At 54.4% G+C, this 12,781-nt stretch carries 15 protein-coding genes and 1 pseudogene; all 16 read right to left on the reverse strand.

Translation table 11 applies throughout. The features are described 5' to 3' along the window. Position 1 precedes the first annotated feature (1 nt). The 16 genes and pseudogenes from ACSOSI_RS19600 to ACSOSI_RS19675 all read right to left on the reverse strand — a co-directional run bounded on the left by ACSOSI_RS19600 (position 2) and on the right by ACSOSI_RS19675 (position 12,746). Entirely contained in the window at positions 2-751 is a 750-nt protein-coding gene (locus tag ACSOSI_RS19600; protein ID WP_262243973.1) for a phage minor tail protein L, read from the reverse strand. Positions 752-759: 8 nt separating this feature from the next. After that, a complete protein-coding gene (locus ACSOSI_RS19605) occupies positions 760-1,113 on the reverse strand; it encodes a phage tail protein (RefSeq protein WP_261162349.1) in 354 nt (117 codons plus the stop codon). Further along, positions 1,110-4,472 carry a tape measure protein gene (locus ACSOSI_RS19610; protein ID WP_262243972.1) on the reverse strand — a complete coding sequence of 1,121 codons (3,363 nt, stop codon included), beginning with the start codon at positions 4,470-4,472 and terminating at the stop codon, positions 1,110-1,112. Before ACSOSI_RS19610 ends, ACSOSI_RS19605 begins: the two co-directional genes overlap by 4 nt. Positions 4,473-4,504: 32 nt before the next feature. After that, positions 4,505-4,795: a DUF4035 domain-containing protein gene (locus ACSOSI_RS19615; RefSeq protein ID WP_262243971.1), complete on the reverse strand. Its 291-nt coding sequence runs from the start codon at positions 4,793-4,795 to the stop codon at positions 4,505-4,507. Next, a complete protein-coding gene (locus ACSOSI_RS19620; RefSeq protein WP_262243970.1) occupies positions 4,792-5,214 on the reverse strand; it encodes a phage tail assembly chaperone in 423 nt (140 codons plus the stop codon). The genes ACSOSI_RS19615 and ACSOSI_RS19620 overlap by 4 nt, the downstream gene beginning before the upstream one ends. A 17-nt stretch (positions 5,215-5,231) precedes the next feature. Next, a complete protein-coding gene (locus ACSOSI_RS19625) occupies positions 5,232-5,504 on the reverse strand; it encodes an Ig-like domain-containing protein (protein WP_262244625.1) in 273 nt (90 codons plus the stop codon). Beyond that, positions 5,505-5,951: pseudogene (locus tag ACSOSI_RS19630) on the reverse strand (phage tail tube protein); the annotation flags it as partial. Between the two features lie 57 nt (positions 5,952-6,008). Further along, positions 6,009-6,356 (reverse strand): tail completion protein gp17, encoded by a 348-nt coding sequence (gp17, locus tag ACSOSI_RS19635; protein ID WP_262243969.1) that lies wholly within the window; start codon positions 6,354-6,356, stop codon positions 6,009-6,011. Further along, on the reverse strand, positions 6,353-6,769 hold the full coding sequence (locus tag ACSOSI_RS19640) for an HK97-gp10 family putative phage morphogenesis protein (protein ID WP_261162345.1): 417 nt from the start codon (positions 6,767-6,769) through the stop codon (positions 6,353-6,355). The genes gp17 and ACSOSI_RS19640 overlap by 4 nt, the downstream gene beginning before the upstream one ends. Continuing rightward, positions 6,766-7,092 (reverse strand): phage head closure protein, encoded by a 327-nt coding sequence (locus ACSOSI_RS19645; protein WP_262243968.1) that lies wholly within the window; start codon positions 7,090-7,092, stop codon positions 6,766-6,768. The genes ACSOSI_RS19640 and ACSOSI_RS19645 overlap by 4 nt, the downstream gene beginning before the upstream one ends. Then, the gene (locus ACSOSI_RS19650) at positions 7,092-7,418 is read right to left on the reverse strand and encodes a head-tail connector protein (protein ID WP_262243967.1); all 327 of its coding nucleotides are present in this window, start codon (positions 7,416-7,418) and stop codon (positions 7,092-7,094) included. The genes ACSOSI_RS19645 and ACSOSI_RS19650 overlap by 1 nt, the downstream gene beginning before the upstream one ends. Before the next feature lie 42 nt (positions 7,419-7,460). Then, positions 7,461-8,624 (reverse strand): phage major capsid protein, encoded by a 1,164-nt coding sequence (locus ACSOSI_RS19655; protein WP_261139710.1) that lies wholly within the window; start codon positions 8,622-8,624, stop codon positions 7,461-7,463. A gap of 1 nt (position 8,625) precedes the next feature. Further along, positions 8,626-9,306, reverse strand: a complete 681-nt coding sequence (locus tag ACSOSI_RS19660) for an HK97 family phage prohead protease (protein ID WP_476705987.1) — start codon at positions 9,304-9,306, stop codon at positions 8,626-8,628. A gap of 17 nt (positions 9,307-9,323) precedes the next feature. Further along, entirely contained in the window at positions 9,324-10,592 is a 1,269-nt protein-coding gene (locus ACSOSI_RS19665) for a phage portal protein (protein ID WP_262243965.1), read from the reverse strand. Continuing rightward, positions 10,592-12,328 carry a terminase large subunit gene (locus ACSOSI_RS19670; RefSeq protein WP_262243964.1) on the reverse strand — a complete coding sequence of 579 codons (1,737 nt, stop codon included), beginning with the start codon at positions 12,326-12,328 and terminating at the stop codon, positions 10,592-10,594. Before ACSOSI_RS19670 ends, ACSOSI_RS19665 begins: the two co-directional genes overlap by 1 nt. Continuing rightward, positions 12,282-12,746, reverse strand: coding sequence for a phage terminase small subunit P27 family (locus ACSOSI_RS19675; protein ID WP_476705988.1), 465 nt, complete (start codon positions 12,744-12,746; stop codon positions 12,282-12,284). The genes ACSOSI_RS19670 and ACSOSI_RS19675 overlap by 47 nt, the downstream gene beginning before the upstream one ends. Between the last annotated feature and the right edge of the window lie 35 nt (positions 12,747-12,781).

The raw sequence follows: 12,781 nt of genomic DNA on the forward strand, positions 1-12,781 counted from the left end.
ATCACCTCTTCAGCAATGCGGAGCCGGGGAAACCACCAAACGGCAATTGCTCTGTTGCCCCCCAGCGTTTTTTGCAATCACTGAGTAGCCCGCCGCAGTCGTCTTTTGACGGATCGTCAACCGGGTTGCCGTCCTGATCAAAATAGTTTGTGCCGGTATAGCCGCATGATGGGCCTCTGTACTGCCCACGAATACACCAGGTACATAGGCTATGTATTTGACGTGAGGGGATCTGCATGCCCTGCAAATCTGCCGGCGATGACAGCTGAAACTGAATAATTTCGTCGTCTTCGCTGGTTTTGTTTTCGATGTAGTAAACATCCAATTTTTCTTTGGTGGGATCGGCCTCGGGGTTGCCGTCCGGGTAATTTCGCGCATCCAGATATTGCGCAAAGGTATAGTGCCGAGTGACTCTGGCCTGAGCCATGTTTTGATATGCCAGGCACATGGCTGAGATTGTTCCGTCGAGGTTCGCCACGCTCAACGTGGGTGTGGGTGCGCTGCCATCGCTGGTAACTTCGAAACCTGTTGCCTCCACCGGCCACGGCTTGTACTCCTTCCCTTGCCACCAGATGGATTTAGCTGGCAGCAAATTCGGATCACTGCTGGCGGCAACCAGCTCCGCTTCTGTATACGGGATCGGATAGTTATGAAAAAACAGCTCTGGCCCGTCGAACATGCTGCCGTCAACGTGGAACAGATACACCCGTTTCCCCGGCGCAAGTAGCTGCAGGTCTGCGTTAATGCTCATGGATAATCCTATGGTCGATTTGCTGTTTCAAACGTTGCGGCGATCTGGTACATCGGTTCACCGCGAGAGTTTTTCCCCATCGCGGTAACCTGATGCCCGTTGCAGGTGTACAGCCCCAGCTCAAAGAGCGGGTTTCGCCATTTGAAAGCCCGGAAGCCTTCGTGACGTTTCAGGAAACTGCGGATACCGACGATGTACTGCCAATTGCCGACGAACGTTAGTGGCCAGCTTTGGTGCTCGCCGTTAATACCGTCGCCGGACTGTTGTTTGTAACCATCGCCGAATTGCACCTCTCGCACCCGCTGGGTAATATCCCCGGTCGGGTTTACCCTGGGGCTATAGACAAATTCTTCCAGCGTCATCGTCTCCCCCCTAATCGTTGAGTCAGGACACCGTTTTGCCCCAAGTCCTTATCCCGCAATGCGCGGTAACGCTGATCGACAAACTGGCCGATCTCGCTGCCAAACTGCTCCCATCCCGGCGTAGTGGTCTGAGACGCTTGTCCGTTGCTATCGATGGTGATGTATACCTGCGGTGCACCGCCGCCACCTCCACCAGCCCCACCTTGCGATATGGCGCGAACACCCAGCGAACCATCTGCAGCGCGTGTCAGTGGCATAATCGCCTCTGGCCCCGCCTCGCCCATGAGTCCTGCTCCCTTGGCAAACGCAAACGTTGTAGGGGTACTGACCACCTGTCCGCTGAACTGGCTCAGATCGCTGGAGGCAACAACACCGCCCTTTGCATACGCCATATAGCTAGTGCTCATCCCCATAGCGCCGGTGCTCCCGGCAGCCGCTGACGCCCCACCAGCGGCACCGCCGGCAACCCCACCAAAAATACCGGTAATGGTTTGCATAATGGTGCTGGTAATCAGCGCCTGTGCCGCCATATCCACCAGATTGTTGATGATGGATTGCGTCAGCGTGGAGAACAGATTGAGCATGGACTCTTTAAACGTCTGCGTTCCGGTTAGCATGCCGGTCAGCATGTTGGTAACGCGCTCCTGCGAGCTCTGGAATAGATCCACAGCCAGCTTTTGCATGTCGCCCTGGGAGGAGTAAAGGGCCATAGCAGCCTGGTACCGCTGTTCGTTGGTTTCATTTTCAGAAGCCAGGATCAGCTGGTTTTTGCGCTGCTCCGAAATAACGCCGGCAGTGGCGTAGGTTTCTATCAGGGCTTGCCGCTTAGCCAGTTGGTTTTCAATGTTCTGCAGGGGGTCAACGTTACCGGCCAGCTCCTGATTGCCTGTCACCGCATTGCGTTGCTTTGCCTCTGCTATCGCATTGAGGTAGGTGGTATTGATTTCCTGCTTGCGTCGCGCCAGCTCTTCAGCGCTCTTAATTTCATTCCCAGCAATCTGGCGCTGTAGCTGATCCTCTGACTCTTTTCGGGTTTGCGATGCCTGCCGGTAAGGGTCAGAGGCGATCGCCGCGTTGTGGTCATCCCAGCGCTGCTTTGCCTCCGTTAACGTTTTATTGAGTCGCTCCAGCTCGGCCCGTTGAGCACCCGTCCATTTACTGCCAGTCTCCAGTGACGCAGAGAATAAAGACGCGGCGGTATCGCCCTCCTTCATCCTCACCCGCTCAACCTGAATTTCTTTGTTCAGGTTGGCGATCTTCTGCTGATATTCGCCGGTAACGGAGGCGGATTTTTTCGACGCGCTTGCGGCGTCTTGCTCGGCTTTTTGCTGGGCTTTTGTTGCGGCAGTGAGCGCCTCGGTTTTCTGCTCAGCACCGACCTTGGCCGCGACATACTGCTCATAGCGGCCAGGAGGGAGTTTCAGATCATCAGCTTCAAAAGTGGCCGACAGGCGAACTTTATCGAGCCCTTTCAGCCCAGCAAGTTGCTGATCGCGCATTGCGCGAGTCATGGCGTCCTGTTGCTTGGTGTCCAACTTCGGTAACTGCATGCCAGGGAACGCTGGCAAAGCGGCTGATGTGGCCAGCCCTGTAACCCGATTTAGTTGCGCATACATACCGGCAAGCGATCCCACAGCCCCGGATAGCGCCACCGTTTTATTAATTGACTCGTTCAGCGCCTGAGTGCGCAAAGCCTCCGTAGCACGCAGATTTTCAGTTTGCTGCTCAAGGGCATAAGTTTTTTGCGACAACGCCCCTTGAATCTCAACTATTTTCTGTTGTGCCTCAGCTAACGAATAAAAGGTATTTAGCTCGGTGAGCCGTGGGTTCTTCTTCGCTGAAGCCTCAATGTCCTGCATGTTTTTCAGGCTACTGTTCAGCTTTCTAATTTCTTGCTCAGTTTTTGCTATTTCCGAGCGCTGAGCTGTAATTGAATTGTTCGCATCGACAGCGGTAGATTGCAGGCCGGCAATCGACATGCCTGAGATTTGCTTTTTCACCTGCTCAACGGTATCGCCATAAGCCAGCGCCACTTTGCGGGCCTGCTCGTTCTTCTCGTTGACGTACATCCATGCTGCGCCAACACCGAGCACGATACCGGGTATCCCACCCACAACACTTAACAGACTGCCGCCAAGGCGAGCACCCAGCGACGTTACCGAGTTAAGCCGGGTCTGGGCCGCGCTGCGGGCACCCACACTGGCTGCAAGTTGGTTCTGCGCAACGGCTAATTGGCGCTCTGCAACGATTTGCTGTTCAAGCCCTACCGCAGCGACTTTCGCCTGCTGCGCACGGTATAACGTTGCACGGGCGGCGGCTGTTGCCGTTTTTGTCCCTTCTACCTGTGCTGCAGCTACGGCAACCTCGGCACGGTAGGCGGACATCATGCCGGCTGTTGCCGTCCCCATACTGGTGACTAACCCGCCGAAGTAACGCATGGCCCCAATTGAAACCAGAACGCCCAGAGCGGTTGCCACATCATCAATATTGCCAGCCAGCCCATCAAGGGTGCTTGAAAGTGCGGCTGTAACACCGCTGGTTTCATTGATACCCCCAACCCATTGCTGGAAGGCATTTTCCACTTTAGTGATAGATCCGCTGACAGTACTTGGCATAGCCGCGAATTCACCTTGCAGGGTGCCAAGTTGGCTGAGCAATGCAGGAACCACTTTATCAATGGACAACAGCCCCTGATCGGCCATCGCCTTCAAATCTTTGCGGGCGACGCCCATACCCGCCGCCAATGCACGGATCACGCGGTCGCCGTTTTCATTGACCGAGTTAAATTCCTCGCCGCGCAATACCCCCTGCGCCAACGCTTGGCTGAATTGCGTAATGACGGAGCTGGCCTCTTGGGTTCCTGCTCCCGATAGCTTCAGCCCCGTAGAAATAGCCTCGGTCACTTTCAGCACATCGTCCGACGCGTAACCAAATTCACGCATTGAAGCCGCAGAACGAGCGAACAGGCTGGCATTGTCCCCAAAGGCGGTGCCCGTGCGCTGACTAATTGCCATCAGGGTCTGCTGGCTTTTGGAAAAGTCATCAGACGACTGTGAAGCCTGTTTCAGGCGGGCGTTAACCTGGTTCCATTGGTCGGCCAGGTTGATCAGATGGCCAGTAGCAAAAGCACCGGCGAATACGCCCGCCATGCCCATAGCAGTTTGCCGAACGGTGGCCAGTTGCCCGTTGAGATCGGCCAGCGCACGCTGGCTCTGGCGGGTAGCGTATTCGGCCTTACGGTTCCCCTGATCCATCGTTTTGTAATAGTCGGCTCCCATGCGTGACGCGCGGGAAATTTCAGTCTGAAACGAGCTGGAATTCGCCGAAATTTTGATAATTAGTTCGCGCAAAGAAGCCATATTTCACCCATAAAAAAACCCGCCTAAGCGGGTTATCCAGCCATTTCATCGAGCCAGGACTCCAAACCGGTCAAACTCTCCCCCGGCCCCTCACCGCTGGCACCCCACTGAATCACAATGTCATTGAAGTCAACAGGCTGACTTTTCGGGTCGCGCTGTGCGTTATAAACAGCCGCAGTTATCTGCGCCGCATGAAAATCACCGCGTACATCGCCGATCGGGCTGATCCGGTCATAGGCGGCCCACAGGCGCAGTTCGCTCATGCTGATGGATTGCTTGAGCTCACCCAGGGTCTTCCCCAGGCGAAGCGCGAGTTTCATCATGAATTGGGTGTCTGGCTCTCGGACTTTTTTTCGGCTTCCTCTGGCGAGGTGGTCAGATCCATAGCCTGCTTAAGCAGTCGGGCATGCACCGGCCCATAAAACGCGATCACGTCTTCCAGTTCGCTCAAGGTGAAGACAGGTTGCCGCTCTTCATCCAGCAGCACGTCAATGAACATCACCGCGTCGGCACGGATATTTCGCTGCGTTTCCTCCGAGATGGACAGCTTAACGGGCTGTTCACCCTCTTTCGGTTCAGGTGGGGTCATGACTTCCCGCCACCGGCCCCAACCTTCAGGAGAAGGCTCGCGCAATACAACTTTTGCCCCTTCCCATTCCTTAACCGGAACGATTTTGGTGCGGAACCCAGACTGCGGCGCTGAGACCAGCGCCTTGAGGTCAAATTTCTTTTTAACGGCCATGATTTACTGGTCTCCGGTTATGCGGTTACGGTCGCCGCAAACGTTGCGGTAAAGTCGCCGTCGCTGGTTTTAACAGTGATGTTTGCTGCGCCGGCAGTTGATGAGCCTGGCGCCGTGACTGTCACAGTCAGGCCGTTGGCTGCTGCGGTGGCGCGTGCCGGAACGGATGAGATCAGGGTAAAGCCCTTATTCGTGGCATTGGCCGGCGCAATGTTTACGGCAAATGTCGTGGTACCACCCACCGCAAGATTGCCGCTGGTCGGAGTGAGCGTTACCCCGGTAACCGGCACGTTATCAGATGCCTTGATGCGCTTCGGTTTACCCTTGAGGCGCAGCGTGTACGAGGCCGAAACCACACCGGAGGTCGCTGCAGACCAACTGTTTTGACGCACTTCGGCCAGGTAGAGATAACCATTACCGGAAGGGAAAATAACTTTGATTGCGCGTTTTTCGTCAGTTTCGTAAGCAACTTGCAACGACTCCTGCGCCTCTTCGTCACCTACCCAGTTACGGTTAATGGTCATCTCACCCGGAGACGGCAAGCCGTTGGTGTTTTCCTGCTCTTCCGAGCACAGCGTGGTTACATCAATATCCGCTTTCTGCCCGGCGGTGTAGGTGATTTCCTTGGTGGCACATTGGCCTTCAAGCCAGGTGATGCTCGGGTCATCTACCGAAAGGGCTTCTGCTGCCGAGATGGAAATTTTCGTTCCCTGCGTTTTTTCAAACTTACTGGTCATGTGTTTTCTCCAGACATAAAAAAACCGCCCGGAGGCGGCTGGTAGAGGGGATTTAGTTTATTGCCACACCCTGAATTCGAATGAAGCGCGGTAAAGGGTTGTCGCGGGTTCGTAGTCTTTGAAGGCGCGCATTTCTGCCGGTGCCAGCGGTTTAACCGCCTCCTGCGCTAACGCACGGATGTCCGTTGCCTCATCCACGGTTGCGGCATAGACATCGATCTGAATCATGAACGCCGTTTCCGCCGAGCCGCAAAACACGTCCGCCGAATTCTCGTTGGGTAGCGAATACACGATCCACGGGGGACTCACTGCCGGCTTCCCCTCGGCTGTCAGTTTGACGACGTAAGGGTACGCCTGTCCGCCAACCAGAGGCTTGAGCAATGGCTTGATATCGGCTTCAGTCATTTGGATAGCACCTTGTCGATTGCGGCGTTGGCTTTGTCGAAAGCGGCCCGCGCAGCCTCTTCCTGTTTTCCGTCATAGGCGGGACGAATAAACGGGATCGCCACCATGTCTGATGTACCCAACTCGACAAACCGCCAGTAAAACGCGTTATTGCGATTACTGGCCTTGCCCTTGCTCCGCACATGCACGCCGGCTACAGCCTCACCCTGATGACCGCGCTGGCTCACAACAACGATATTCCGAGCTAACTTGCCGGTACGCTTCGGGGCCAGGCGTCGAGCCTCATCCCTGAAAACAGCCGCAGAAGCACGGGTGGCCTGCCGTAAAACATTGTTGCTTTCCGCCTTGCTGAGCACCTCAAGCTCTTTTGATAAGTCCAGCAGGCCGGAGAAATCCAGTTTTCCGCCGATCATATCTTCACTCCCGTTTTGCAAAGCAGCTCAAGACGCGTCAGGCGAACATCCGGCAGGGCAGACTCAATCTCATAAGCCAACCCACGAAAAACCACACGGGACACGCTGGACACATCGTCTCGGTAGCGCATCCAGATGCGTACGGTTGCCTCTGACTTCTCCGCGCTGGATGCCATCAATTCACGCCCGCTGATGGCTTTCACTTCGGCGGGGATTTTGTTGATAGCCACATCAACCCAAACTTCTTTTTCTTGCCCGGAGGGCAACTCAACGGTTTCGAAGTTCTGGATCATGATGCGATGCCTGAAACGCCCTGGCTCCATTATGGTTCCCCTTCAACCGGCTCTACCCCGCGCCAATTTCGGCATGACCACATCAAATTTTCTGCGGACGCATTGGCATAAAGCTGAATTTCACTCTGACTGGTACGGTGCTCAAACAGATCACCGAACACCAACAGCATCGCTGATACAACTGGCTCCGGAATATCTGCTGCAACCTTCCATCGTGGGTCATCGCACCAACGCAAACAATAATTCAACGCGGCTTGCGCATAACGCTTGATCAGCGCGTCGCGGTCGTCGCCATCAAATTCGATATGCTGGCGCAGCTCCTCGATCGGGACTACATCAGTGACAACAATCGCCATAATTAATCAGGGCGGCAAACGCCGCCCTCTCCACAAGGGTTATTAGCCGCCAGCCGGTGGGGTGAAGCTACCTTTGATCAGCGCAGATGGGCGGTAGTGCGCCAGCGCCAGGCGCTCTTCACACAGAATGGTCAGCATGTTTTTCACGAAGTTATCGCGGTCTTCGCGGCTCACTTCAACGGTGGCATCCATGCGATCCCAGACCTGAGAGGCCAGGTCGAAACCACCCACGGTGAAGGTACCCGCCGTTTGAGCGCGGGTAGGAACAACCGGCAGGCCCCACATGATGTTACTGGTGAACGCTTGCGGCCCGCCGAAGATATAGCGGCCTTCACCGTCTTTCAGCAGGGCAATGTTATGCCAGTCACGCGGGTTCAGGATGATACCCGAGGCGCTAAATTCTGACTCGGTGACCTGGAAGATCGCATGGGCGATCATGTCCGCTTTGGTGTCGCCGGCCACATTCAGCGCAGTGTCATACGCGGTGGCTACCGCATTGATGCCGGTCAGGTTATCCCCGGAACCGTCGCCGTTAAGCAACTGGTCTTCTTCCACCAGCGCCAAACCGTACATCAAACGGTTATTGACGTAGGATTGCAGCATGGGGGCATCGTCCATCACCTGACGGGATGCCTGCACCCAGTGGGCAATGGTTTTCACGTTCGCCGTTTGCTTTTCGAAGGTCAGATCAGACTCTGGCTTCTGCGCCTTCTCTTTCACCGGCTTGGCGCTGTTGGTAAACAGCTTTTCACGCACATATTCCAGTGAGTTACTGGAAATACGTCCCTGCGCCAGCAGGTCACGGATAACCAAACGGCGAAGGCCCGGCGCAACAATACCCGGTACCTGCATCGGCTGGATCAGCGAGCCGGCAGAGGTGGCATCACTGCCCAGCGATTTGTTGAAGGTCTTCGCTTCAAAGGAACCTGTGCTGCCGTTCCAGGTCTTAATCAGACCTTCTGCGGCACGTTCGGAAAAGTCTTTCTTGGCGTCTGGGTCTTCAGCGCCTGCGCCGCCTTTTTGCTCAAGGTCGAACAGGCGGGTGCCGGATTTGGTCAGTTCCTCTTGAACCTTGACCAGATCGTCCTGCAGTTGTTTGGACACACGGCCCGTCTCTTCAATCTCTTTTTTCTGAGCATCGAAAAGCTGGGTCATGTTTTTCTGCGAATCTTCGATCGCCTTTTGAATTTGGGCTAATTCGGACATGTTATTTTCCTAATGATTGAGGGAATGAACTAATGCGCTCGATCAGCGCAGAGATATCTGTTTTGTTTTCGTCAATTTCGGACTCACTCCGAACAGCCGACTTAAACCGGGCAATAAGCCCCACTACCTGTGATTTGCTTAAACCCACTGAGTCCCTCAGCCAGTTCTCAACATCACGAATAGTTTCGATACCATCGATGCTCTTCATCGCCGATATCCCGGCCTGTTCGTTTGCCGGGAAGGTGCATACGCTGATCTCTCTCAGCGCCGTAATGTTTTTGAAAATGCGTCCGCCATTTGCTGCCAGCGAGTAATCGTCTTTGGTCACGGAGAAACCGACGGACATCCCCTCAACGGTGCCATGCTGCATGGCCGCTTTCAGGTCACTGGCGCCGCTATGCCCTGGGGTAAGTTGCCCACGGACAAATAACCCCTTTGTGTCTTCCTGCAACGTGTCCCACTTACCGACAGGCAGCTCCCAGGCGCGGTGATTGAAGAACATCGCCACTTTGCGGGTTTGGGTTTGCAGGGTGTTTTTGAATGCGCCGGCGAGGATAATGTCACCATCTGAATCGACATTGCCGAACACGGATGCATAGCCTTCGAAAATGCCTTGCGTACCGTCCCCAAGAAATTTGATTTCCGTCTCTTCAAAGGACAGCGTTTTTTTAATGTCTGGCATCAAAGCCCCCTAAAAAACTAAACCCCGCTTTCGCGAGGTTCTTTGCCTAAATCGGTGAGTGGTACGTTTTGCGATTGCCGCATTGCGACGTCGCCACCCGGTAACGGAGGATAATTATCCAGGCGCCGCATTTCGTTAATGGTTCGCAAGCCAGCATCCCCCATTGCTTTCATGAAGGTTGCACGCGACGCAGAATCGCCACGCAACAGCCCATCAAGATTGTGCTCAGCGTGGTAACGCCCCAAATCTGCCGGCTTCACAATCCAGCGTTGAATGCATTGCTCCCAGCGTGTGATGTAAGGCTGCAGGGTGTACTGAAGAAAGCCGAGATTCTGCTGCTCAAGGCCGGTTCCGAATGACGTCGATTTTTCAACATCGCCGACCAGATGAGGTGGAACGCCAAAGAAGCGAGCTAACTCACTGACCTGGAACTTTCGGGAGGCCATTGTTTCAGCGTCTTGCGGACTGACGCCGATATCATGAGCCGTAAAGTTTGCCTCCAATATCCACAAACGTTTTTTCACCGGCCCACCGGCAATTTCCTTAAAGTTCTCTTCGACCTGATCGCGCTGTTCTTTCGTCATCACCCGGTCACCGACCGAGAGGATTTTCGGAGACTTGGCGCCATTGGCGTAAAAATCCCGCTGCTGGTCTTCCATCGCGACAGCAACACCGCCAGATTTGGCCGCATGGGCGATAGGAGACAATCCCACCAAACCGTTGAAGCCAAACCCTTTCAGGTGAAATATGTCACGCTGTTTAAAACGGGCAAATTCATGATCACGCTGGTACTTGTAGACAATTTGCTTACCTTCCAGCAGCACATCCATATTTGCCGACTGCAACGGGATCAGGCTAATTACGTCACCCAATCCATTACGCTCGATCAGCGCATAGGCGTTACCGTAGAAACAGAGCTGCATGGTCATTGCCTCGCGAAACTCCTGCGAGGTCATATATTGATTAGGTGAATACCGCAGCAGGCGTGCCAGCGAGTTATCCAGCCCCACTTTGGTTCGGTCATCTGCCTTGCTGGTTTCGAACACGTCCAGCGGCAAGCAGGCGGTCAGCGTCGATATCAGGCTGACACAACGCCACACGGTGGATATTTGCAATATCCGTTCATCGGTAACAATGGAATCACCGAGAGAGCCGCCAGCGGACACCGGACCAGTTTGCGATCCCTGATTAGGGGTGACTAGGCGTCCGCCCACGAACCACGACGCCGCACGCGCCCACCAGCCGTTATTGGTGCGCAGGTCAATACTGTAATTATTTTCTGCCATCACATACTCAACGGTCTGGAAAGGAAATCATCCAGGTTGAAATCGTCCTCAACCTCCCCATCAGCTGCCCCAATGGCCATTGCTGACGCAACCACACCATCTATTCGACCGGTGCTTTTTTTCTTCGCAAATATTCTGTTGTTCTTCTGATCCGTTTCTATAACCGCCGAGGCTGCATTCCAGCGCAGACAAGGGTTCGTCAAAATCTCAACCTCCTTGTCATCCAGTAGCCCTTCAAACAGCTCGATAGAGTGCGGCATCCACAACCCAGAATCGGCCGCCTTGTAGAAACCCTGCCCATGCTGAATAAGTGGCACGCTCACATCGGCCTCTTCCAGTTCTGGCTCCAGGTATTTGATTCGGTATTGGTCGAAGGCGATCGCCTTGATGTGAAATCGGAGGGCCAAGTCGGCGATCCGCTCGGCAACGAATCCGTACTTCACCGCATTACCCGGCGTTGAGAAAATAAAACCTTTCTTTTCCCACATGTCATACGGAACACGGTCAGTTTTAGCACGGTGAAGCAGCGTTTCTTTCGGCGTCCAGAATTCGACAATCAACCGCTTACGTTTTGGAAAATAAAGCGCCAGCGAGGTTAAATCTCGCGTTCCTGACAGGTCCAGCCCGCCGTAACACTCCTCCCCGATCATCTCGTCCGGGTCAAAATCAGACTCACACCCCATCCAGACATCGCTACCCATCCACGGGTTAGCCGCATCAACCCACTGGCAAAAGTTAAGCCGGCGGACAATGCTTTCTTTGCCTGGCATGCCGCGTGCCTGGGTAACCTGTTCACGCAGATATCGCTCGTTGAAGGTGTGGCCCAATGACGGGTTGGCCTTCTTCCAGCACGACTCATCCTTGAAAGGATCATCGCCTTCATCAAGGGAGCAAATGAAACTGAAGAAGCTGTCATCCTCTTCCATGCCAGCCGCAATCTTCCGACCATATTCGTGATAGTCGTAGCAGACGCTCGTTTTATCGTGGCCGCTGTTGGTTATCATGAAAATGAGCGCTTGCCGGCGGCCTTTCGTCCCCGCACGCATCATTTCAACAACCTGGTTACTTTTGTGCTCGTGAACCTCATCGATCAGTGCACAGTGTGGGCGCGGGCCAGACTGGCCATCGTCGGAACTTATTGGACGGAAAAACGAACCTGTCTGAACAAATGCCAGGTTCCACTCTTTACCGGTACCGCCTGACTTATCTATCCGTTGTGATAGCGCCGGCGATTGGTCAACCATTGCGACAGCATCACGGAAAAGGATCATCGCCTGGTCTTTCTTGGTGGCCGCTGCGTAGACCTCAGCGCGTGGTTCTTTGTCAGCAACCAGGCAGTACAACCCGACACCACCCGCAAGCGGGGATTTACCCGATCCTTTGCCTGACTCAACGTAAACCATTCGAAAGCGCCGATATCCGTCGCTGTTCTTCCATCCAAAAATGGAACCAATGACGAAGCACTGCCAGGCTAACGGAATAAAGGGTTGGCCTTCATGCTCACCACCGTTCAGCTTGAGCACTTTCGAAAAGAAATCTATTGCCCGCTGAGCGGAATCTGCATCCCATGCCAGCCCTCGTGCCGGGCCATGTTCCAGATCACGCAGGTGCCTGGCGCAAGCATTACGAATATCTGGCCCAGCCAGCTCTTTACCCGAAGTGACGTCCATTGCGTATTGCGTTGCGGGATCAACCGAAGAACTGGTTGAGCGGGTCTTCTTCTTTTTCTCCACCATTGACTTGCACCTTTGACCTGGCGGCCGGCGTCAGACCAAACTCCACCAAATAACTTTTAAATCGCCGATCGGCGTCTGCCAGCATGGATACGGCCGGGTTAGCCTTAATCAGAAAACCGCCCTCGGTCTGAACCGTATAAGTGCGGCCCTCATCGGTGATCGTGTTTCTGAGCTGGAGGATGTCAGCATAGATATCGCACAGGCGCTCAAGTGCAAAAGTATCTGCAACAGTCAAAACGCCCATGCCATCGAGAAGAACGGTCATCCGCCCCCAGGCAGTCTTCCCCCAATCAGTAAGGTGAGATGGAGGGCTGGGAATTTCGCGGGTGGGCTGCGGCTCATTATCATTAAGTTTTCTTTTGCCCGGATTACCAGTCACCAATTTTAATTTGGTCGGTTTCGGGCGACGACCGGCCATAGAAACCTCCCATCAGACGGCGACAATTTATTGAT

This window comes from Serratia sp. AR11 (assembly GCF_056376275.1).